This window comes from Vibrio sp. NC2 (genome assembly GCF_025195005.1).
In the GTDB taxonomy this organism is placed as follows: domain Bacteria; phylum Pseudomonadota; class Gammaproteobacteria; order Enterobacterales; family Vibrionaceae; genus Vibrio; species Vibrio splendidus.
Map to the genome: position 1 here is coordinate 19,437 of NZ_JANVFC010000013.1, position 23,155 is coordinate 42,591.

General features: G+C 44.1%; 19 protein-coding genes. 15 read left to right on the plus strand and 4 right to left on the minus strand.

Annotated features, from left to right (window positions below):
• Window positions 1-22 precede the first annotated feature (22 nt).
• Entirely contained in the window at window positions 23-2,305 is a 2,283-nt protein-coding gene (gene nrdA, locus NX845_RS16130) for a class 1a ribonucleoside-diphosphate reductase subunit alpha (RefSeq protein WP_004733366.1), read from the minus strand.
• Window positions 2,306-2,813: 508 nt separating this feature from the next.
• Window positions 2,814-3,557, minus strand: coding sequence for a bifunctional 2-polyprenyl-6-hydroxyphenol methylase/3-demethylubiquinol 3-O-methyltransferase UbiG (ubiG, locus tag NX845_RS16135; RefSeq protein ID WP_017078713.1), 744 nt, complete (start codon window positions 3,555-3,557; stop codon window positions 2,814-2,816).
• A 258-nt stretch (window positions 3,558-3,815) separates the two neighbouring features.
• On the opposite strand from ubiG, the gene gyrA reads away from it, so the two are divergent.
• The gene (gyrA, locus tag NX845_RS16140; protein ID WP_004733368.1) at window positions 3,816-6,503 is read left to right on the plus strand and encodes a DNA topoisomerase (ATP-hydrolyzing) subunit A; all 2,688 of its coding nucleotides are present in this window, start codon (window positions 3,816-3,818) and stop codon (window positions 6,501-6,503) included.
• Between the two features lie 200 nt (window positions 6,504-6,703).
• Window positions 6,704-7,333, plus strand: coding sequence for a tetratricopeptide repeat protein (locus tag NX845_RS16145; protein ID WP_017080982.1), 630 nt, complete (start codon window positions 6,704-6,706; stop codon window positions 7,331-7,333).
• A 43-nt stretch (window positions 7,334-7,376) separates the two neighbouring features.
• Here the strand turns inward: NX845_RS16145 and NX845_RS16150 are convergent, their stop codons facing one another.
• Both NX845_RS16150 and nrfA read right to left on the minus strand, forming a co-directional pair.
• The gene (locus tag NX845_RS16150) at window positions 7,377-7,721 is read right to left on the minus strand and encodes a rhodanese-like domain-containing protein (protein ID WP_004733370.1); all 345 of its coding nucleotides are present in this window, start codon (window positions 7,719-7,721) and stop codon (window positions 7,377-7,379) included.
• Between the two features lie 127 nt (window positions 7,722-7,848).
• The gene (gene nrfA, locus NX845_RS16155; RefSeq protein ID WP_017093831.1) at window positions 7,849-9,279 is read right to left on the minus strand and encodes an ammonia-forming nitrite reductase cytochrome c552 subunit; all 1,431 of its coding nucleotides are present in this window, start codon (window positions 9,277-9,279) and stop codon (window positions 7,849-7,851) included.
• A 481-nt stretch (window positions 9,280-9,760) separates the two neighbouring features.
• Between nrfA and nrfB the strand changes: the two genes are divergently transcribed.
• From nrfB to NX845_RS16220, 13 genes are all read left to right on the plus strand, one after another.
• Window positions 9,761-10,345 carry a cytochrome c nitrite reductase pentaheme subunit gene (nrfB, locus tag NX845_RS16160; protein WP_004733372.1) on the plus strand — a complete coding sequence of 195 codons (585 nt, stop codon included), beginning with the start codon at window positions 9,761-9,763 and terminating at the stop codon, window positions 10,343-10,345.
• Window positions 10,346-10,348: 3 nt separating this feature from the next.
• Entirely contained in the window at window positions 10,349-11,035 is a 687-nt protein-coding gene (gene nrfC, locus NX845_RS16165; protein ID WP_004733373.1) for a cytochrome c nitrite reductase Fe-S protein, read from the plus strand.
• Between the two features lie 2 nt (window positions 11,036-11,037).
• On the plus strand, window positions 11,038-12,012 hold the full coding sequence (gene nrfD, locus NX845_RS16170) for a cytochrome c nitrite reductase subunit NrfD (protein ID WP_065681530.1): 975 nt from the start codon (window positions 11,038-11,040) through the stop codon (window positions 12,010-12,012).
• A gap of 128 nt (window positions 12,013-12,140) precedes the next feature.
• On the plus strand, window positions 12,141-14,057 hold the full coding sequence (locus tag NX845_RS16175; RefSeq protein ID WP_065681529.1) for a heme lyase CcmF/NrfE family subunit: 1,917 nt from the start codon (window positions 12,141-12,143) through the stop codon (window positions 14,055-14,057).
• Complete coding sequence (locus NX845_RS16180) at window positions 14,038-14,592, plus strand: DsbE family thiol:disulfide interchange protein (RefSeq protein ID WP_004733376.1); 555 nt, start codon at window positions 14,038-14,040, stop codon at window positions 14,590-14,592. Before NX845_RS16175 ends, NX845_RS16180 begins: the two co-directional genes overlap by 20 nt.
• The gene (nrfF, locus tag NX845_RS16185) at window positions 14,589-15,029 is read left to right on the plus strand and encodes a heme lyase NrfEFG subunit NrfF (protein ID WP_065681528.1); all 441 of its coding nucleotides are present in this window, start codon (window positions 14,589-14,591) and stop codon (window positions 15,027-15,029) included. Before NX845_RS16180 ends, nrfF begins: the two co-directional genes overlap by 4 nt.
• Before the next feature lie 89 nt (window positions 15,030-15,118).
• A complete protein-coding gene (locus tag NX845_RS16190; protein WP_017093829.1) occupies window positions 15,119-15,295 on the plus strand; it encodes a hypothetical protein in 177 nt (58 codons plus the stop codon).
• 249 nt (window positions 15,296-15,544) lie between these two features.
• A complete protein-coding gene (gene ribA, locus NX845_RS16195; RefSeq protein WP_004733379.1) occupies window positions 15,545-16,141 on the plus strand; it encodes a GTP cyclohydrolase II in 597 nt (198 codons plus the stop codon).
• A gap of 176 nt (window positions 16,142-16,317) precedes the next feature.
• Entirely contained in the window at window positions 16,318-17,577 is a 1,260-nt protein-coding gene (locus tag NX845_RS16200) for an imelysin family protein (protein WP_017066835.1), read from the plus strand.
• A gap of 110 nt (window positions 17,578-17,687) precedes the next feature.
• Window positions 17,688-19,076, plus strand: a complete 1,389-nt coding sequence (locus NX845_RS16205; protein ID WP_029405782.1) for a di-heme oxidoredictase family protein — start codon at window positions 17,688-17,690, stop codon at window positions 19,074-19,076.
• A 158-nt stretch (window positions 19,077-19,234) separates the two neighbouring features.
• On the plus strand, window positions 19,235-20,296 hold the full coding sequence (locus NX845_RS16210; protein WP_017093827.1) for an imelysin family protein: 1,062 nt from the start codon (window positions 19,235-19,237) through the stop codon (window positions 20,294-20,296).
• Complete coding sequence (locus NX845_RS16215) at window positions 20,286-21,374, plus strand: DUF1513 domain-containing protein (RefSeq protein ID WP_260256985.1); 1,089 nt, start codon at window positions 20,286-20,288, stop codon at window positions 21,372-21,374. Before NX845_RS16210 ends, NX845_RS16215 begins: the two co-directional genes overlap by 11 nt.
• An 80-nt stretch (window positions 21,375-21,454) precedes the next feature.
• Entirely contained in the window at window positions 21,455-22,993 is a 1,539-nt protein-coding gene (locus NX845_RS16220) for a murein L,D-transpeptidase (RefSeq protein ID WP_065681527.1), read from the plus strand.
• Window positions 22,994-23,155 lie beyond the last annotated feature (162 nt).

A 23,155-nucleotide genomic window follows, 5' to 3' on the forward strand; every position in this document is an offset into this window, starting at 1 on the left:
GGGTCTTAATGTTTATTGCGGTTTAGATCTTACAACCGCCGCCTTCACAATCTTCTTCCGGCACTTGAACTGCATCGCCTTGGTCGTCTTTAGCACCATCACGAGTGTTATGGTAGTAAAGCGTCTTAACACCGTACTTGTACGCTGTTAGCAAGTCTTTAAGCAGCTGCTTCATTGGTACCTTACCGCTGTCGTAAACACTTGGATCATAGTTAGTGTTTGCAGAGATAGCTTGGTCAACGAATTTTTGCATGATACCCACTAAGTGCAGGTAACCGTCGTTAGTACCAATGTTCCAAAGTAGCTCGTAGTTGTCTTTAAGATTTAAGAAATCAGGAACAACTTGCTTCAGGATGCCGTCTTTCGACGCTTTAACTGATACATAACCACGTGGTGGCTCGATACCGTTAGTCGCGTTCGAGATTTGAGACGAAGTCTCAGAAGGCATAAGCGCTGTTAGCGTAGAGTTACGCAGACCGTGCTCCATGATCTCTTCACGTAGCGTGTCCCAATCGTAGTGCAGCGGCTCTTCACATACTAAGTCGATATCTTTTTTGTAAGTATCGATTGGCAGTAGGCCTTTCGCGTAGTTAGTCTCGTGGAAAGATGGGCAACGGCCTTGCTCTTTCGCTAGTTCAACAGACGCTTTTAGCAAGTGGTATTGAATTGCTTCAAAAGTACGGTGAGTCAGGCCATTTGCACTGCCATCAGAGTACTTAACACCATTCTTCGCTAGGTAATATGCGTAGTTGATTACACCCACACCTAGAGTACGACGGTTCATTGTCGACTTACGTGCTGCTGGAAGCGGGTAATCTTGGTAATCCAGTAGTGCATCTAGAGCACGAACAACCAATTCAGAAAGTTCAGCCAGATCGTCTAGCTCGTTGATTGCGCCTAGGTTAAACGCCGAAAGCGTACATAGTGCAATTTCACCTTCGTCATCTTCTACGTTAGAAAGCGGCTTAGTTGGTAGCGCGATTTCTAAACATAGGTTCGATTGACGAACAGGTGCTACTTCAGAATCAAACGGGCTGTGTGTATTACAGTGGTCAACGTTCTGAATGTAGATACGACCAGTAGAAGCACGCTCTTGCATTAGCAGAGAGAAAAGCTCAACGGCTTTAACCGTTTCACGCTTCACTGAAGGATCGTTTTCGTACTTCACGTAAAGTGCTTCAAAACGCTCTTGGTTTTCGAAGAACGCGTCGTAAAGGCCAGGTACGTCAGAAGGTGAGAACAGGCTGATGTTGCCACCTTGAACAAGACGAGAGTACATAAGCTTGTTCAGCTGTACGCCGTAGTCCATGTGACGAACACGGTTCTCTTCAACGCCGCGGTTGTTTTTCAGTACTAATAGAGACTGAACTTCACCGTGCCATAGTGGGTAGAACACCGTTGCTGCGCCGCCACGAACACCACCTTGAGAACAACATTTAACAGCTGTTTGGAAGTATTTGTAGAAAGGGATACAGCCAGTGTGGAACGCTTCACCATTACGGATTTCAGAACCAAGCGCACGGATACGACCTGCGTTGATACCAATACCAGCACGTTGAGATACGTAACGAACAATAGAGCTTGCTGTTGCGTTGATTGAATCAAGGCTGTCACCACACTCAATCAGTACACATGAACTGAATTGACGAGTAGGCGTACGTACACCAGACATGATCGGTGTAGGTAGAGAAATCTTAAACGTAGACGAGGCGTCGTAAAAACGTTTGATGTAGTCAAGACGAGTTGATTTCGGGTATTTACCGAATAAACACGCAGCAACTAGGATGTAAAGGAACTGAGCACTCTCGTAGATTTCTTTTGTTACACGGTTCTGCACGAAGTATTTACCTTCAAGCTGCTTAACCGCCGCGTAAGAAAAGTTCAAGTCACGCTTGTGGTCGATGTACGCGTCAAGCTCTTCGAATTCAGCTTTCGTGTAGTCTTCCATTAAGTGGCTATCGTATTTACCCATATCAACCAGTTTTGCAACGTGGTCATAAAGTGCAGGCGGCTCGTATTCACCGTACGCTTTTTTACGTAGGTGGAACACTGACAGACGTGCTGCTAGATATTGGTAATCAGGAGTCTCTTCAGAGATTAAATCCGCTGCTGACTTGATGATTGTCTCATGAATGTCAGTCGTGGTAATGCCATCGTAAAACTGAATGTGAGCTTTCAATTCTACTTGTGATACAGAAACATTGTGCAAGCCTTCAGCTGCCCATGTGATCACTCGATGGATTTTCTCTAAATCGATCGTTTCTTTGCGCCCGTTACGCTTGGTAACAGTAAGTTGTTGGTTCATTCTGCTTAATTTCCCTAACAAAACTGAACAAGGCCGTGTTTTTGTGTATTTCTGTGTAATTTTTGTAAATTACGTTTCGGCTTTGTGATCTTGGTCTACCCATATATTGTAGTTCAAACACAACATATAGGGGTCATTTGTTTGTTGGGTTACAAGATAGTGCTACAACTGATATTTTTCAAGGTAAAGAAATGGGGTTGCTTGTGGATAAGTGGTGGATTGAAAAAAAACTGTAAGTGACCACTAACTGATGACGTTAGACGAGACTTGATTGTACAAAATTCGCCTTTTAAGGATGCTTTATTTTTGCACGCCCATAAAAAAAAATCCCTTGATCTTTGGGCAAAATAGGCAGTGGATTTTGGACGATTAAATTTGAATCGAGGTGGTCAAAATGGAAGCTAGCGCACGAAATTTAGACTGAAAAAAGTCGCAAACTTATGGTAATTGCAACTCTTTTCATTCGTCTTTTTTACAAAATATTTTACGGTAGGGCTACCGATATTTTTTAGCCCAAGTTTTGAGTGTGAACGATGTAGTTCACATCGACTTTTTGGCCTAAACGGTAGGTGTTCGTTAACGGGTTATAGTGCAGCCCTGTAATCCCTAGCTCTTGAAGCGGGGTGTTATCAACCATTTTGATAAGCTCAGCAGGGCGAATGAATTTTTCGTGGTCGTGAGTACCTTCTGGCACTATCTTAAGTAACTTCTCTGCACCAACAATCGCGAATAGGTAAGACTTAAAGTTACGGTTCAATGTTGAGAAGAACACATGGCCGCCCGGTTTCACTAATTTTGAACAAGCCGAGATAACTGATTGTGGGTCAGGAACGTGCTCTAGCATTTCCATGCACGTCACCACATCGTAAGTGTGTGGGTTTTGCTCTGCATGGTCTTCAATGGTGCTTTGGATGTAATCGAGCTTGGTGCCGGTTTCTAATGCGTGCAGACGAGCGACTTCTAGCGGTTCTTTACCCATATCTAGTCCGGTGACTACCGCACCCTCTACAGCCATGCTTTCAGCCAGAATACCGCCGCCGCAGCCAACATCGAGAACTTTCTTACCAAAAAGGCCTTCGGTTTTCTCTAGCACGTAATTTAAGCGCAACGGATTGATTTGATGTAGTGGCTTAAACTCGCCTTCTAGATCCCACCAGCGCGACGCCATGTCTTCGAATTTTTTGATTTCTGCTGGGTCTACGTTCTGTGATTTAGTCATAATCGGCATTTCCAAGTTAAATAATGCATCCATGAAATTGCAGGCATTATAACTTGCCTTTTCCTGCTGACCAGAAGATCTACAATTTTGCTAGTTTATTGGGTGTAAAGTGACCATGTTTCAGCAAGATATGACGCTGAGGTGCAATTTCTCATCAATAGATTGGCTACAAGGGTCACAAGATGGTAAAAGGAGAGGGAAAGTGATGCCTCCGTAGGTAAATTTGTGTTATATTTTTCGGTCTTATACGTATTCAAAAATACGATCTGACTATAGAGGGAAAATGGCTCTATGAGCGATCTAGCGAAAGAGATCACGCCCGTAAATATTGAAGATGAGCTTAGAGGTTCATACCTAGACTACGCGATGTCCGTCATCGTTGGTCGTGCCCTTCCAGATGTGCGTGATGGCCTAAAACCAGTACACCGCCGCGTTTTGTTCGCGATGAATGTACTAGGTAATGATTGGAACAAAGCATATAAAAAGTCTGCTCGTGTAGTAGGCGATGTAATCGGTAAATATCACCCACACGGTGATAGTGCGGTATACGAGTCAATTGTTCGTATGGCTCAGCCGTTTTCACTACGCTATATGTTAGTCGATGGCCAAGGTAACTTTGGTTCGGTTGACGGCGATTCAGCTGCGGCAATGCGTTATACCGAAGTTCGTATGTCAAAAATAGCTGGTGAGCTATTAACGGATCTTGATAAAGATACGGTTGACTTCGTTCCTAACTATGATGGAACCGAGCAAATACCAGCAGTTTTACCAACAAAAATACCAAACCTATTGGTTAACGGTGCTTCTGGTATCGCAGTAGGTATGGCTACCAACATCCCGCCACATAACCTTGGCGAAGTTGTTGATGGCTGTTTAGCATTTATCAATAATGAAGACATCACTATTGATGAGCTAATGGACTACATCCCGGGTCCAGACTTCCCGACAGCAGCATTAATCAGTGGCCGTAAGGGTATTGTTGATGCATATAAGACTGGTCGTGGCAAAGTTTACATGCGCTCGCGCGCGAACATTGAAATGGAAAAGAACGGTAAAGAAACAATTATCGTTACTGAAATTCCATATCAAGTGAACAAAGCTCGTCTGATCGAGAAGATTGCAGAACTTGTAAAAGACAAGAAAGTTGAAGGCATCAGTGCACTGCGTGACGAATCTGATAAAGATGGTATGCGTATTGTTATTGAATGTAAGCGTGATGCTGTCGGTGAAGTTGTACTAAACAACCTTTACTCACAGACTCAACTGCAAACGACTTTCGGCATCAACATGGTTGCTCTGAACAATGGCCAACCACAACTTTTCAACATTAAAGATATGTTGAAGTGTTTTGTTGATCACCGTCGTGAAGTTGTGACTCGTCGTACTATCTTCGAATTGAAGAAAGCGCGCGACCGTGCACATATCTTGGAAGCTCTATCTTTAGCGCTTGCAAACATTGATGAAATCATTGAACTGATCAAGAACGCACCAACACCAGCAGAAGCTAAAGTTGGTCTAGTATCTCGTGGTTGGGATCTTGGTAACGTTGCATCAATGCTTGAACGTGCTGGTACTGATGCAGCTCGTCCAGATTGGCTTGAAGACCAATACGGTATCCGTGATGGTCAATACTTCCTAACGGAAACTCAAGCGCAAGCTATTCTAGAACTTCGTCTTCACCGCCTAACTGGCCTTGAGCACGAGAAGATTCTAGACGAATACAAAGCACTTCTAGAAGAGATCGCTGAGCTAATGCATATCCTTGCAAGCACTGAGCGTTTGATGGAAGTTATCCGTGAAGAACTTGAAGCGGTACGTGATATCTATGGCGACGAACGTCGTACAGAGATCACAGCAGCGGTTCATGATATCGACATGGAAGAGCTAATTGCTCAAGAAGACGTTGTAGTAACGCTTTCTAACGCAGGTTACGTTAAGTACCAAATCCTAAGCGACTACGAAGCTCAGCGTCGTGGTGGTAAAGGTAAGAGTGCAACTAAGATGAAAGATGAGGATTACATTGAGCGTCTGCTTGTTGCTAATACTCACGATAACATCTTATGTTTCTCTACTCGTGGTAAAACGTACCGCTTGAAAGTTTATCAACTGCCTCAAGCAAGCCGCACCGCTCGTGGTAAGCCTATCGTTAACATTCTTCCTTTAGAAGAAGGTGAGCGTATTACGGCTATCCTGCCTGTTTCTGAATTCTCAAACGAGAAATTCATCTTCATGGCAACAGGCGACGGTACAGTTAAGAAGACATCACTGGATCAATTCGCAAACGTACGTGCTAACGGCCTAATCGCAGTTAACCTACGTGACGATGATTCACTGATTGGCGTTGATATTACTGATGGTAATAGCGACATCATGCTGTTCTCTAAATCGGGCAAAGTTGTTCGCTTTAACGAGGACAAAGTACGTCCAATGGGTCGTACTGCCTCTGGTGTTCGTGGTATGAAGCTCCCAGAAGACGATCAAGTGGTTTCACTGATTGTTCCTTCAAACGAAGGCGATATCCTAACTGTGACTCAAAACGGTTACGGTAAGCGTACTGAGCTGGCTGAATACCCAACGAAAGGCCGTGCAACGCAAGGTGTAGTATCTATCAAAGTCTCTGATCGTAATGGCCCAGTAGTTGGTGCTGTTCAGGTTGAAGAAGGCGATGAAATGATGATGATCACCGACGCAGGTACACTAGTACGTACTCGCGTAGCGGAAGTAAGTCAAGTTGGTCGTAACACTCAAGGTGTGACACTGATTCGTACTGCTGAAGACGAGAATGTTGTAGGTCTACAACGTATCGACGAAGTAGAAGAAGCTGAGATTGTTGAAGGCGAAGAAACTGAAGAAGCAAATGCTGACGCAGTAAACGCAGAAACAGTTAATGCAGAAGGAACGGTCGTTTCTGAATCAAGTGAAGAGCAAGCATCAGATGCTTCTGACTCTGAAAGTGATAGCGAGCAAGACACTGAGTAATCTCGATTACGTTAAGTAATTTAGCTTACCAATGAAAAAACCGAGCCTAAGTGCTCGGTTTTTTATTGCCTGCTATGTGTGGATCTTGCTCTGACTTTATCGTTGAACTGTGATCGTCAAAATATCGATAGCTAAACCTTGATCAATATAGCGAGGAGATGAAAACGATAGAGTAGAGGGGAATAAAAGAGGAGTGTGAAATGGATATCTGGTTGTTGGTCGCTTTGATACTAATGAGCCTGTTTTTGATTGTGATCGTTATTGCCGCGAACAACAATGGCAGTCATCTAAAAGGCAATGTGGTGATTTCTCTTACTGCAGTGGCTTTGAGCGTGCTGGTCTGGTCTCAACTGAAACAAGAGTTACCTCAACTTCCTTTGGATGATAGCAATAACTACACGGCAACAGATTTCGAAGATGAGCTTCAGCAAAGCCTCAAACAAGACCCGAATCAATCCGACTTGTGGTTTAAGCTTGGTGGTGTGTACATGCAGAGAGGGGAGTTTGATGCAGCGTTCACCTGCTACGACTACGCGATTCGATTAGATCCTCAAGCACCTTCTGGCCTCTATGCAGCCAAAGCAACGGCACTTTACTATCTTAGTTCTCAAGCGATGAGCGATGACGTGAATGCGTTATTGGATCACTCCATGCAGCTTGATCCCAATGATCGTACGGCATTGATGCTGATTGCGACCGATCACTTCATTAGTATGCGCTATCAACAAGCGATTGATGCGTGGACTCAAATCTTAGATTCCAATCAAAAGGGCATTGATCGTGTCTCTATTATCCATTCGATCAACCAAGCCAAACAGATGATCCGCTAGGCTGCTCTTCCTGATTAGCCTCTAAAGTCATTAATCTCTCAAGCTATTGGCTTTCTTGCATTTCGATTAATCCACCTGCGTTATGGATTTGAGTAAATCCTTGAGCACGCAAGAACTGATAAGCTTGCCCTGAACGATTGCCACTGCGGCAATACAACACGATGGGTTGGTCTTTATCTATCTTAGCAAAGTGAGTAGCCACTTCAGAAAGAGGGTAGTTGATGGCGTTATCTAGATGCCCTTGTTCGAACTCTGCAGGTGTTCTGACATCAACGACTAATGCACCTTTCTCTATTAATTCCCACCCTGTCTCAGCACGCTCAGATGCGTGAACGCCTGAACTGAGTAGTGCAATACATAATGCCGAAAGCGAAAGTAAGATTTTCATTGTTTATTCCTTGAATTGGCAAGTGGATTGGGGGTTCGATATTGATGTGTATTCCCCCAAAACCTAAAAAAACCAGCCACACAACAATAGTGTGACTGGTTTTTACTTAATGGTCTAATTGAAGAAACTAGTATTCGTAGTTGGCTTCACGCTTTTCAGCTTGCTCTTCCCATTTAGGAACAACCGTGTCTAAGAAGTGTTGTTTCTCAGCGTTCATCTTATCCATGTCCATTCCAAGCGCTTTTTGAGCCGCTTCTTTTGTCGAGATATCTGGAATCTCGATTGGATCGGTGATGCCTTTCTTCGCCAGTAGACGAACAATCTTAGTTCGAGCATCCGCTGCGCGGTCAACGGCAGTACCTAGCACTTCTAGAGCGATTTCAGGTGCATGCATATGAATGCCGTGAGACGCAATAGCGTAGTCCCAACGCCATTGAGCGTGACGGATATCCAGTAGGATAGGCTCCATCTCTTGCTCTGTCGCACCCGCTTCCCATGCCGCGCCTGCTTCAAAGTGAGCGGCTACGATTTGTTTCTCAGCAGTCAGCTTCATGTTCAGAACTTGCGCTTTACGGCTTGAAACGATGTTACGCATGGTTTCTTTCGATTGAGTATGACAGTTTGCACACGTATCTTCGAAGCGGTCGAATGGGTTACCCACTTTATGGTCGGTATAAACAGTGCCATCTTCTTTGGTGACTTTCGGCATATGACAGTCAGCACAAACGACTTTGTTCTTGCCGTGGATGCCTTCGCGCCATGTTTCAAAACCTGGGTGCTGTGCTTTCAGCATGGGTGCTTTCGATACTTTATGCGTCCAATCTTTAAAGTTGATTGCATCATAGTAGCGTTCCATGTCGCCAACGGTTGTACCTTGGTCCCAAGGGAATTTCACACCTTTGGTTGGCCCTGTGAAGTAGTATTCCACGTGGCACTGAGCACAAACAGAAGCTTGCTGGTCTAAGCGGCTTTGTTCATCAAACTTTTTACCAATCGTTTCAAATGCACGTTCAACGTAAGGACGAGTCACCTTAAGTGCTGGTTCACCATTTTTAAAGCCTTCGCTTTTGGTATCGTGACAGTCTGAACAGCCAATAGGGTTAATGATCTCGTTGCCAAGACGTGCCCACTTACCTTCGAAGTAACCATCTTCGCCACGTTCTTCAATAACACGTGCTACGTCTGGGCTCTTACAGCTCCAACATGCCATTGGCATTGGGCCTGAGCTTTCGTCTGTTGGGCCGCCAGTACGAAGCGTTTGTCGTACATCGTCAATCGCATAAAAGTGACCACGTGCCTTGTTGTAATCTTTTGCGAAGCCGTAGCCAGCCCACATGATAACCATGTTGGGATCTTCTTTTAGTGCATCTTCTATGGTTTCGCTTTCTGAAGTCTGTCTCCATGAATGATATTGATCTGGGTGGTTTTGCTCGAACTGGTCGTTACGAGGATCGCCAATTTCTTTTTGTTCAGACGCAGCAAAACTGGTCGCGCTTGCTAGTGATGCGCTAACCATTAATAGTGCTGTGACCGAATTACGTATCCAATGCTTTTTCACAGTGATATCTCCAATATACTGATTCTTATACCAAGCGTTGTGAGTTTGCTATTCAAATTAAGAACTGGAGAATTCCTGTTTATATTAATTCATAAACAAACACATTTTGTTACGTGTTGGGGATAGCTTGTCTTAGATCAATTAATGGTAGTGACTTCAATCACGTTGAAGTTTATATACCCCTAAAGGGGTATTGGTTGGCAGTATTATTAAAATTTAATTGAGAATTATTATCATATATAACAATCAATTACCTAAATTGACCATGGTATAAATAGGGTGATTGCGTTCACAGATTAACCCATCCAAATTTCGTATTACCCAATTAGAGGTATATTCTAACTATAGAAAGCGTTGTGGCTTATCCAAAATAAGAATTGATATCATTTAAGCGGTAATAATATCGTTTAAGGGTACTTTTGTTTAACCGGAATATTATTTAGTTGAGAGTTAAATAATGCCGGTATAAGGAAAGGATAAAATGGGCAATATTAAATTGGCCATAGTCATAATGCTTAAATCCCTTCTAGCATTCTGCCTCTATGGTTATTCCATTCATGCTGTTGCTGAGCCTGCTGTTACGCCAGTAGGAGAATCAACAAGACATGAAGTCGAATTAATCCGCGACAAAGACTACAAGTGTGTTCAATGCCATAAAGATTCAAAAGAAACGGTATTGGGTTCACATGGTGAAAGTGCACACGCTTTGCTTGGCCGCGAAGTAAATTGTACCGACTGTCATAGTTCTATTAGCCCCGATCACCGTGAAGGTGCGCCTGAAGTGGTGAAGTATCGCGAGGCTCAATCACAACCGGGAACTGAAAAGGTTTTCCTAGACCCTAGCTTAATTTTAGATGCCAATAGCCAATGTATCGATTGTCACAAGCCTGATGATCTGCGTGAAGCGAGTTGGACTCACGATGTTCACGCGCAAAACTTAACGTGTTCAAACTGCCATGATGTTCATGCGACTGAAGCAAAGGTGTTGGGCTTAGATAAGAAGCAAACCATCAAGCTGTGTGTGGATTGCCATTCAGACTTCAACCAGAAGAAAGAAGAGGAGTAATCTATGAGCTGCTCAAGAAGAAACTTTTTAGCAGGCGCTGGTGCCGTTATTTTTACCACAGGTGTAGCGGGAACTGCGGCAGTAACAAGTCGCAAGACGCTAGCCAATGTTCAAGAAGATGGCACTAAACGTTATGGAATGATTCATGACGAAACCGCTTGTATTGGTTGTACCGCCTGTACCGAAGCATGTCGTGAAGTAAACAAAGTACCGGAAGGTGTATCGCGCTTAGAAATTATTAAGAGTGAGCCCCAAGGCGAATATCCCAATGTTGATTACCGTTTTACTCGTAACTCTTGCCAGCATTGTGATAACGCACCTTGTGTGATGGTTTGCCCAACAGGCGCGGCCTACAAAGATGAAAAAACCGGCATTGTCGACGTTCATCAAGAGAAGTGTGTCGGTTGTGGTTATTGTCTATTGGCTTGCCCATATCAAGTGCGCTTTTTCCATCCTGAGAACAAATCCGCAGATAAATGTAACTTCTGTCGTGATACCAATCTTGCACAAGGGAAGTTGCCTGCTTGTGTCGAATCTTGCCCGACCAATGCGCTGGTCTTTGGCGATCTAAATGACCCTGAGAGTGAGATAAACCAGGTGCTTCAATCTGAGGTGGTTTACAGAGATAAAGCTTATCTAGGTACTCAGCCAAAACTCTATAAAGTGCCACACCAAAAAGGGGAGATTTGATTATGAGTGCATGGGACGCAGCTTTTCAGTCTGGTACCGTGGTATGGGACTGGATTATAGCAATCTATCTATTTCTCGCGGGGATGTCGGCGGGTGCCGTAATGATCTCCATTTACCTAAAACGTAAGGTCATTGAAGGCGATCCTGCTCATAATGGTGTGCTAAAGGCCACGGCTTTTCTTGCGCCATTTGGGATCATTTCAGGTCTGCTTATCTTGGTTTTCCACCTGACAAAACCGTTATCCTTTTGGAAGATCATGATCTTCTATAATCCAACGTCTGTGATGTCGATGGGTGTGATCTTATTTCAAGTATATATGGTGATCTTATTCCTTTGGATCGGCATTATATTTAGAGATCAAATAGTCGTGTTCTTGAATGATCAAGCATGGCTAAAAGGGCGACTTGATTTTGTCGGCAATTGGATTGGCAAATTAGAAGTGTTTGAGAATGCTCTGGAAATATTCTTAGCTGTTCTTGCTCTGATGCTTGCCGCTTATACAGGATTCTTGCTGTCAGCTTTAAATACCTTCCCACTATTGAATAACCCTGTACTGCCGATTTTATTTTTATTCTCGAGTTTATCTTCGGGCGCGGCGGCGTGTATTTTATTTGGTGTGCTGGTCTTTAAAGAATCACCTCATAGCCTGACTATTTCATGGATTCACGGATTCGAACGTCCAGTCGTGATGTTTGAATTGTTTGTTCTAATTACTTTCTTTACTGGGCTGATTTTCGCTGGTGGTCAAAGTGAACAAGCAGTATGGAATGCAATTGGCAGTGGTTTCTGGGCGAGTTGGTTCTGGTATGGCGTCATCGGTGTTGGCATGGTTTTACCGTTGTTGCTGAATGCCGTTACACCAACCTCAATCCGCCATAGCTCGGTGTATATTTTCTCCGTGACTTCGCTAAGCCTAATGGGCGTATTAATGCTGCGAACTTTTGTCCTTTATGCAGGGCAGTTAACGATAGCTTAATTTTGCTCAAGTTTATTAGTGAGCAGATGTTAGATACTGAATATCTGCTTATTAATGAACATGCTTTAAATAAACATGAGATGCGTGTTCAGATTGGCTCTGCTCAAGCGGAGCCTTATTGAGGTGATATGGTCGGTTCTTTGGGGCTGTTTAGTTTAGTGTTGGTTGCTGTACTCAGTAGCATTATTGGTGTGCATTCGTTTTATCAAATGCTAAACAAACGGACGCAAAATATAGGTTTAATCCGCAGTTTCTCTCTTTCAAGTGCATTGTTTTCTCTCACTTCTGTCGTATTGCTTGGCTATGCCTTTGTCAGTGATGACTTCTCTATCCTCTATGTCGCTGAACATTCAAATACTCAATTACCCTCATTTTTTAAGCTTGCAGCCGTATGGGCAGGCCATGAAGGTTCCTTGTTGTTTTGGGTACTGACGATCAGCGTCTGGTCTGGCGTGATTGCCTTACAAAAACACTATTCGAATGAATACCAAAGCCGAGTGCTGTGGGTGATGAACCTACTGCTCGCGATATTTGCTTGGTTCACCTTATTCGCATCCAACCCATTTGAAATGAATTCGATCTTGCCGCTGGAAGGGCGTGACCTTAACCCAATGTTGCAAGATGTCGGCCTGATCTTTCACCCTCCATTACTTTACCTTGGCTATGTCGGCTTTTCTGTGGTGCTGGCATTTGCAGTTGCCGCTTTGCTGGTTGATTCTATTGAGTTTGATTGGGTTGCCCATTGTCGCAGTTGGTGTCTAGTCGCTTGGATCTTTTTAACTGCAGGGATCATTCTTGGCTCTTGGTGGGCATATTACGAATTAGGCTGGGGCGGCTGGTGGTTCTGGGATCCTGTTGAAAATGCCAGCTTGTTGCCGTGGCTTACTTCAACAGCTTTACTGCACAGCTTAGGCGTTGCTAAGGGCAAACAACAGCTTCTGAAGTGGTCACTCAGCCTTGCTTTCATTACGTTTTGTTTGAGTATCTTAGGCACCTTTATTGTTCGTTCTGGCGTATTAACGTCGGTGCATGCTTTTGCTGTTGACCCAACCAAAGGTATCGCACTGCTACTTATATTAGTGTTGGTACTGGTGAGCTCATTTTCTCTGCTTATCATCAGAGGAGAGTCTTTTGAATCTAACCCGATTACTAGCTTCGCGAGTAAGAGCTTTTTAAGCCTAGTTGCAGTGCTCATTTTTGTCCTGGCGACCGCTGTTGTGGTGTTTGGTACGTTTTATCCAATGGTCTTTGAACTGCTTGGGTTGGGGAACATATCGGTAGGTGCGCCTTACTTTAATCTGTTGATTGCTCCTTTGGCTTTGCTTGCGTTAGCCGTCGTCGGCTTAGCCCCTTTGCTGAGTATTAAACCTCAAGCGACTAAAGGTGTTATTACGCTGATCGCTCTAGTATCTATTGGTCTAGGGTTCGCCTGTTACGCTTTGCAAGTCGAGCAGACCCAAATGATGGCACTGCTGACTTGGGGCCTCGCATTCTGGGTGTTACTGACGCATATTTACGGCTTAGTGGTTACCCGAAGTTCTAAGTTCCAACGCAAAGTCTGGGTGATGACCTTTGCTCATGTCGGGGTTGCAGTACTCGCTGTAGGTGCTGCAATGAATAGCTATCACTCATTTGAGCGCAGCTATAAACTAAGCCCAGGCGCACAAGTCGAGTTCATGGATTGGACGCTTTCTCATCGTGATACTGAGCTTTATGTCGCCTCAAATTTTACCGCAGAGAAGGCGATACTAAACTTAGATACTGGTGAGAAAAGCTTTACCATCGCGCCAGAAAGAAGACACTACCAAGTTCGAGTCATGAACATGAGTGAGCCTGCAATGAAGTGGTTCTGGCATGGCGATGTTTATATCACCATGGGCGAGAAAGTAGATTCCACCGCTTATGCATTTCGAGTGCAATACAAGGCGTATGCACGCTGGATCTGGTTTGGTGGGTTGTTCTCCATTCTTGGCGCTTTACTCTCATTGACTCATCGTAAAAAGAAAACCGTTAAGGCGTCACAGTATGCATACCAGCGTTCGTAACAAGCTCATCACGTTAATTATCTTGGCATTAATGGTGGTGTTGGGTTTTGCCTTTGCGCTCAATAATAAGCAGCAATCGACGATTGTGTCGGAGCAAAAAAGGGCATTTCCAGAATTCATATCTACCGCGTTAGCGAATAGTGAAGGCATCAGTAGTAAACAGGAAATTACGTTGGCTGATGTCACTCAGCATCCTTATCAACTGGTTAATGTATGGGCTTCGTGGTGCGGTATATGTAAAACTGAGCACGCTTTTTTGCTCAAACTTCATGATAAAGGTATTCCAATTGTTGGGCTCAATTATCGAGATAACTCCGGGGCAGCGATCAATGTGTTATCGAGCGATGGCAATCCGTACTCAACGGTGATCAGTGATCCTCAAGGTAAGCTAGCGTTAGAACTCGGCGTAATCGGTACTCCTGAAACGTATCTGGTCGACGCTGACGGCCAAATCATTAAGAAGTTACTGGGCGTGATCAACGAATCAGTGTGGCAAGAAGAACTTGCGATGTATTTTGATGGTGCGAATGGATGATGAAGCCTTTAATACAAGCACTCGTTGTGCTGTCTACGCTTATGGTTATTAGTTTTCCGACTTTGGCAGAAGATCTGTTTACAGCCAGTAATAAGGACACGAGTATTCAAGTTGAACTGTTTGAGTTTGAAAACCCAGAACAGCAGCAGCGCGCTATTACATTGGCAAAAACCCTACGTTGCCCGCAATGCCAGAATCAAAATCTGATTGAGTCGAACTCTCCAATTGCAAAAGACTTACGCCTCGTTGTATTCAATATGGTGAAAGCAGGGAAGAGTAATAATGAAATTACTCAATATATGACGGAAAGGTTCGGTGAATTTGTGCTCTATAAACCAGCAATGAGTGTTTCAAACTTATTACTTTGGCTACTTCCGAGCGTATTATTTCTCTTATTTATGTATTTATCAGTAAAAAGTGTTAGAAAGAGCTCATAAAAATTGTGTATTACTGTTTACCAATTGACCTGTATTTTGTAACATTAAAGGATTATAAAGGCTAAGCACTGTTATATAAGGATGTATCTGTGGATAACGTAATCTCAAATTTAAAGAAAGAGTTCCATACTCATGTCCGATCTGACAAATGGGCAGAAAAATACAGTGCAAAGTCGAGCATTTCTACGCTTACTCAAGAAGAGTTAACCGAATTAGAGAACGCTTGGGTTCAGCTTGTCATCTGGAAGCAAACTCAAATAAGTTAATCGTTCTGTAAAAAATAGTAGCCTTAGCCGCAACTGATTAATTTATAACCCCATGTTGGTCATCCCAATGTGGGGTTTTTTGTTACCTGAAAAATTATTGTTATAATATAACAATTAGTGCATGGTCGACCTTGAAAAAAATTGTTAACAGCCTCATAGTGTCTATCATTAGATAGTTAGCTACAAAATATTGCCTAGACATATAATGTAGTGTTGTTAAATACATCGAATTTTCAAGTGAGTATAGCTATGGCGGAAGTGCGTGCCAGAATAGATTTCAAAGTAGGGGTAACAAGCAGTATTGATGCTGAACTTCTGTCTTTTCATGGATTGAAAACAGATAAAGAGCATGTTGCTGTGATATTTAAATCAGCAGACAAGACACAAGACATACCTCTTGTTCGTATGCACTCTGAGTGCCTGACTGGTGATGTTTTCCATTCCTCTCGCTGTGACTGTGGCGAGCAGCTAGACGAAACCATTAGAATTATGGGTGAGACGGGTGGAGTGATTCTTTACTTACGCCAAGAAGGTCGTGGTATTGGTTTATACAATAAAATCGATGCATACCGTCTGCAAAGTGAAGGTATGAACACTTACGAAGCCAATAACCATCTAGGTTTCGGTGATGATTTGCGTGATTTTACTGAAGCGGCAGAAATGCTTCGTGCTTTAGGAACCACAAAAATTCGCCTAGTCACTAACAACCCCAAGAAAATCAATGAGCTGAAATCTTTTGGTATTGAGATTGAAGAAGTGGTGAACACCTCTGCTCATGTTAAGTCGGGTAATGAAAGCTACCTGAAGGCAAAAGTCTCACACGGTAAGCATAATCTGGATATCTGATTAGCCTCTTTGTTGCGCTTAACATAAAAATGTTTAAAGACCTCACATATGTGAGGTTTTTTTGTATTTATCTTGCAATAAAATTGTAAGTTTGTATTATTCCAATCCGTAGTGCAAATGATAATGGTTTGCACTATTACTACGAATAATAATTTAAAGCTCAACAAGGATGCTTCATGACTATTAAATCTTTAGTGACAAAAGCCGTAACTTCGTCACTCCTTTTTGCCTCTGCTTCTTCTTTCGCAGCAGTAACTCAAGATCAAGTTGTAGAACATTACGCAGATATTGCTCATGCCGTGTTTGCAGATTCAGTAATTACAGCAAAAGCGTTGAACTCTTCTATTGATACCTTCTTAGCTTCTCCTTCTGCTGGCAATTTCGAACAAGTAAAACAAGCTTGGCTTGAGTCTCGCGTACCTTACCAACAGTCAGAAGTATTCCGCTTTGGTAACGTTGTTGTTGACGATTGGGAAGGCCAATTGAACGCATGGCCACTTGATGAAGGCCTAATCGATTACGTTTCGACTGATTACCAATATGAGCTTGGTAACGAAGGCGCTAGCGCAAACATCGTTGCTAATAAAACTTTCCAAATTGGTCAGACAACGGTAGACGCAACCAACATTACTCCAGAACTAATTGCAGATCTCAACGAGATCGGTGGCTCTGAAGCAAACGTAGCGTCTGGCTACCACGCGATTGAATTCCTACTTTGGGGTCAAGATTTAAACGGCACAAACAGCGGTGCAGGTGAGCGTGCTTACACTGACTTCGTTGTTGGCGCTGAGTGTACTAATGGTAACTGTGACCGTCGTGGCGCATACTTAAAAGCATCAGCTGAACTTCTTATCCAAGATCTAGAATGGATGGAAAAACAGTGGGCTGAAGGCGAGAAAGGTAACTACCGTCAAGAGCTTCTTTCTGAATCTAGTGACAACGGCCTACGTAAAATGCTATTTGGCATGGGTTCACTGTCTCTAGGTGAACTAGCGGGTGAGCGTATGAAGGTTGCACTAGAAGCAAACTCTACTGAAGACGAGCACGATTGTTTCTCTGATAACACGCACAACTCTCACTACTACAACGAGCAAGGCATCTACAACGTTTACACGGGTCTATATAAGCGTGAAGACGGCACTCTGCTTTCAGGTCCAAGCCTGTTTGACCTAGTAGAGCAAAAAGATGAGCAAGCTGCGAAAGAGATCCAAAAGCAGTTTGACCTAGCACGTGCACAAGTTGGTCAACTAGTAACGTCTGCTGAGAAAAACAACCAACACTTTGATCAGCTAATTGCTGCTGACAACGCTGCGGGTAACGCACTAGTAAACAAAACGATTGTTGCGCTAGTGTCTCAAACGGCTGCGATTGAGCGTGCCGCTGGTGTTATTGGTATTGATAGCCTTAACCCAGACACGGCTGATCACGAGTTCTAAGAACCCGAGACGAAAACAATTAAGGGCTCTCATTGAGCCCTTAATTGTTTGTTATTCAAAAAAGTTACTCCCACATAAAAACTAAAATCAAAAACACCGCAAGGCAATGTATGAAGTCGTATCTATCAGCCTCACTATTAACCGCACTGTTTTTCTTATCGCCATTACATGCCCATGAAACTTACTCTGGTGGTAAAACGACTGTGAAGAAAGAGGGAGCGAATGCTTTTTCTCTTCCTGCAGCCAATCTACCAATGAGCAAACGCTTGGATTTCAGTGTTGGTAACAGTTTCTTCAGAAACCCTTGGGTACCTGCACCCTCATCAACCGATGCGCGTGATGGGTTAGGCCCACTATTCAACACCAACGGTTGTCAAAACTGCCATATTAAAGATGGTCGTGGTCATGCGCCTGAAAAAGGCGATGAGAACGCGGTTTCAATGTTAGTTCGCTTAAGTATTCCAGCCGAAACGCCAGAGCAGAGACAAGCCTTCATTCGTGATGGTGGTATTCCAGAACCGACTTACGGCGGCCAGTTACAAGATTTCGCGCTTCAAGGTGTGAAACCAGAGGGTAAAGTGAACATCAGCTACACAGATGTTCCCGTTGAATTCAAAGACGGCACAGTCGTGACTCTGCGTAAACCAACCCTAAAGATTACTGATCTTGCTTTTGGCGAGATGCACCCTAAAACAGAGTTTTCTGCGCGCGTTGCGCCGCCAATGATTGGCCTTGGTCTGCTGGAGAGCATTTCAAAAGAAACGATTCTTGGATTTGCTGATCAGCAATTGGCCGACAAGCAAGGTATTTCAGGTAAAGCTAACTATGTTCTCGATGTTCAAACCAACGAAATGGCTCTAGGTCGTTTTGGTTGGAAAGCTGGACAGCCAAACCTAATGCAGCAAAATGCGGCGGCGTTTAACGGTGATTTGGGCTTAACGAGTCGCTTATTCCCGAATGAAAACTGCACATCAGCGCAATCCACTTGTGATGATTTTCCAAATGGTGGCAAACCAGAAGTAAGCGACAACATCTTAGATTTTGTTGAGTTCTATTCGCAGCATCTAGCGGTACCTATTCGTCGTAATGTCGACAATCCAGTCGTTGTTCAGGGTAAAAAGCTGTTTAAAGACGCTGGTTGTCAAAGTTGTCACCAAGCTGAATTCCGCACGGCAGAGCGTGAAGGCTTACCGGCACTGTCTAAGCAGTTAATTAGCCCATATACCGATATGTTGCTGCACGATATGGGTGAAGGCTTAGCGGATAACCGTCCTGAGTATCTTGCGAATGGCCAAGAATGGCGCACAACACCTTTATGGGGATTAGGCTATACCAAAGAAGTGAATGGTCACACGTTCTTACTTCATGATGGTCGTGCGAGAAATGTTATGGAAGCTGTGCTTTGGCATGGCGGTGAAGCAGAAATGGCGAAACAAAACGTTTTAGCTCTTAGTAGCAGCGAGCGTGAAGCGTTATTGGCGTTCTTAAACTCGTTATAGGCTGAGTTGAATTCAGTTTAGTTAACGGCTAATGACTTAAGAAAGCCGCGATCAAACCACTTAGCACCGCTGAACTTGTAGGAATACGAGGCCAGCGGTCGTTTCGTATTTAATGAACTCATATAATTAAAAGAAAAATTAGGAAGTAAGGTAACAGCATGACACATAAATTTTTGTTAATGCCTTTGTCGGTATTAATCATGGCAGGCTGCCAATCATCGGGTGAGCAAGCCGCTTCATCTGAGGTTAACGGTGTGTCTTATCAAGCAGACACGACCGACCACATCAGTCGCAGTGTCTATCAACAAGAGTTTGATTCTGCAGTCCTATTCGCCAAGCAAGCCAACGAGCTAGAAGTCTTGATGCAGGGTTATTGCCAAACCAACAATGTAGAACTAGATGCGTTGAAAAATCAGTGGCAGCTCACCATGAACAGCTGGATGGCACTACAAGGCCAAGAAAGAGGCCCGACAGCAGCGCTTGAAGAGAGCTGGAATGTTCAATTCTGGCCAGACAAAAAGAACACGACGGGTCTAAAGATGCGTCAATTAACTCAGCAGAACAAAGCTTGGACTCAAGACGAAATCGCGCAGCAGAGTGTGACAGTTCAAGGGCTAGGTGCGTTGGAATGGTCGCTTTATGACGAGCAATCGCCACTGCTTCAAGACAAAGCGCTAGGTTGCCAATCATCACAAGCGATTACTGAAAACTTGGCGATTAAGTCATCTTCGATTGCACAGGCATGGCAGGTTAACCCTTGGTTAGCGCTAGACGAGACTCGCTGGGAGTCTGAATACATCGCTTTATTGACCAACCAACTTGATTACAGCATGAAAAAACTGAGTCGCCCGATGGCGAAAATTGGTCATCCGCGTCCTTACTTCTCAGAATCATGGCGTGCACAAACCTCGATGACTCAACTAAAAGCGAATGTAGTAGCACTTCAGAATTTGTACCTTGCCGATGGCAATGGCCTAGACGGCTTGTTGAGAGAGAAGGGCTTAAACGACCTAGCTGATCGCGTTGCTGACCAGTTCACATTGACGCTAGATACTTGGCCTACAGACTCAAGCTTGTTTGAGTTATTGCAGAGCAAAGAGGGCTATCGAGATGTGCTGACGCAATACAACAAACTAGAACGTTTGAAGTACCTCATTCATGAAGAAGTGGCGATAGAGCTTGGTGTCGTAATAGGATTTAATGCTACCGATGGTGACTGATACTACGCGAAGAACGCTACTCAAGGCTGCACTGGGTTGTGCAGCTGTTCCAATGCTTCCGTTTGGCTGCGCTAGTCGCTCTGGTGCTGTGAGCTCATCTAGTGAGCCTCAATTAATCGGTTGTGCGCTGAATGGGCGAGGCCAATATTCAGCGGTTGTGGCTGACGAATATGGAATGCCATTGAGTCAGCTGCCGATCCCAGATCGTGGTCATGGCGTCGCGATTTGCCCAACTTCATCACATGCGGTGGTGTTTGCTCGTCGCCCTGGTGACTATTTTATGGTGTTTGACTATAAAAACGGTCAGCAGATCAAAATGGTCGTGAAAGGTAAGAACCGTCACTTCTATGGTCATGGCGTTTACTCATTAGATGGCAAGTTACTGTATGCCACTGAAGGGAAAACGGACAGCAGCCAAGGTGTGATTGGCGTTTACGATGTCGCGCAAGGCTATCGTAAGGTCGAAGAGTTCAGCGGTTTTGGTATTGGGCCTCATGAAGTGATCATCATGCCGGATGGTAATCTCGCGATCGGCGTTGGTGGCGTTCATACTGATGGTAGAACACCGAAAAACCTCGACTCGATGCAGCCGAGCTTGAGTTATGTTTCTCCTGAAGGTGTGTTACTTGATCAGGTTGAATTGTTGGATAAGAAGCTGAGCATTCGACACTTAGCCCATGATGGTGCTGAAACCGTGCTTTGTGGCCAGCAATATCGTGGCGAACCAGATGAGTATCCTTCGCTATTGGCGATGCATACTAAAGGAGGCCAGTTTGAATCACTGAACGCAGAGCCAGATCAATGGGCAAGGTTCAATCACTATATCGCCAGTATTGCGGCGTCAGACGATTGGATTATTGCGACTTCGCCAAGAGGCAATTGCTACGGTATTTGGTCTAAAGAAACCAAAGAATTAGTAGAACTCTCTGCGCTATCTGATGCTTCTGGTGCTGTGCTGCTTGATGGTGAGTTTCGATTAAGCTCTGGGGCAGGAAGTGTGGTAAGCCAGAGCAAGCCTTATGAGAAATCAACTCAGCAATCATCGGTCCAGTGGGATAACCATTGGAGTTCAATCTGATTTATAAAGCTTCTTAAAAATAACATGCTTACTCCTATTTCTTTGCCATACTTATGAGATGGTTGGTGATGGAGTTAAGCATGTTCGCAAAATACTTCTGTGGATTATTAGTTCTAGTTTCTGTGCACGCATGGAGCTATACGAGTTCTGACGAGAGTCGATTTATTCCGGCTGATTCAGAGCTCTCTTTTATGCTGATTTATCCAGAGCTTACCCAGAGTATTTATCAAGACTCATCTCTGCCTATTCTTTGGGATTCACCTGAACTTGTTAAGGCGTTTGAATTTCAATTGTCGCTTCTCGAACAAGCTCAAATGGCACCACTCTTCGAGCGACAACTCAATCAAATCCGTCACTATCAATCCCATGCTCAATGGCAAGAGTTGGACATATTACTCACCGATACCTTCATCTACTACCTGAGCTACGTTGAAAATGCGCCGCTTGCCGGTAAAGAGTGGTACTTCTCGGGCAAGCTGCATTCCAAATTACCTGCGCCTTCTCCGCATATTCTGATGAGATTAAAAAGCAGCGTTGCCAATGATTACTTATTGGAGATGGTGTTGTCTTACGCGCCGCCTGTTGGGGATTTTGACCAATTCAAAGCGACCTATTCGGTGTTAGAAACCGCCTCTGAACTCAATATTGAACGATATAGACAGAAAGGTTTGAAGCGCTTGGGTGACGAGCTTTCAGACAAAGCGGTTCTTGTTGAGCGCATTGCTTTGGTTGGTGTTGATACCTCGATGATCGCGGTCGATTTTCCCGAGTTCGATCGAGATCTGCAAACGGCGATTAAATCTTTTCAGCGCATGCACGGCCTTACAGACGATGGGATCGTCGGGCCAGACACGATCAAATGGATCAACATGAGCTTTGATGATCGATTGACTTCATTGGCTCTGAATGCCGAACGTGTTCGTTTGTGGCCTAGAGACAGAGACTCTCTCATCGTCGTCAATGTCCCTAGTTTTGATATGAAGTATTGGGAAGGCGGCGAAGAGGTCTTTGAGTCCAAAGTTGTGGTGGGAAGAAAGTCGCGAAAAACGCCGCTTTTAGAGATAAACCTCGATTCGGTCATCCTAAACCCGACTTGGAATGTGCCATGGAAAATCATGGTCAAAGACATCTTGCCTAAGGTGAAAGCGGACGAAAGCTATCTAGATACACACAACTTCCAAGTGATTGACGGTTGGCGCACTATGGAGACGGTCGACACCACTGAGATCGATTGGCAGAACATCAATTTCAATTCTTTCCCATATCGAATGCGTCAGCAGGCAGGCTCGCGTAATGCATTAGGTTTGTACAAGTTCAACACACCTAACAAGCGAGCTATCTATCTGCACGATACGCCAAGTAAAGGTCTGTTTAATGACGACTTCCGTGCTTATAGCTCCGGCTGCATACGTGTTGAACATGCAGAGGAATTGGCTGAGTTGTTGTTTGCTACCAAGGTAAGGAAAGTACCGAACCAAAATGATGACCTTGCTCCGAATACTAAGGTGCGACTCAAGAAGCGAATCCCCGTACATATCATTTATCAAACCGTATTGTTTGAAGAAGGGGGCATACAATATCGTGGTGACATCTATCAATATGATAAAGAGGGTGGTTAATTATCACTGAAGCCAATAAGGGTGATCTTGACCAAAAAATGACAACCAAGCTTCTATTGATAAAATTATAATGTGGATCAATAACTAACCGTGCAAAGGTTACAAATACTAACCTTTTGGGCGGTTTTTGTACGTTGACGCAGCAATTACCATTATGTATCG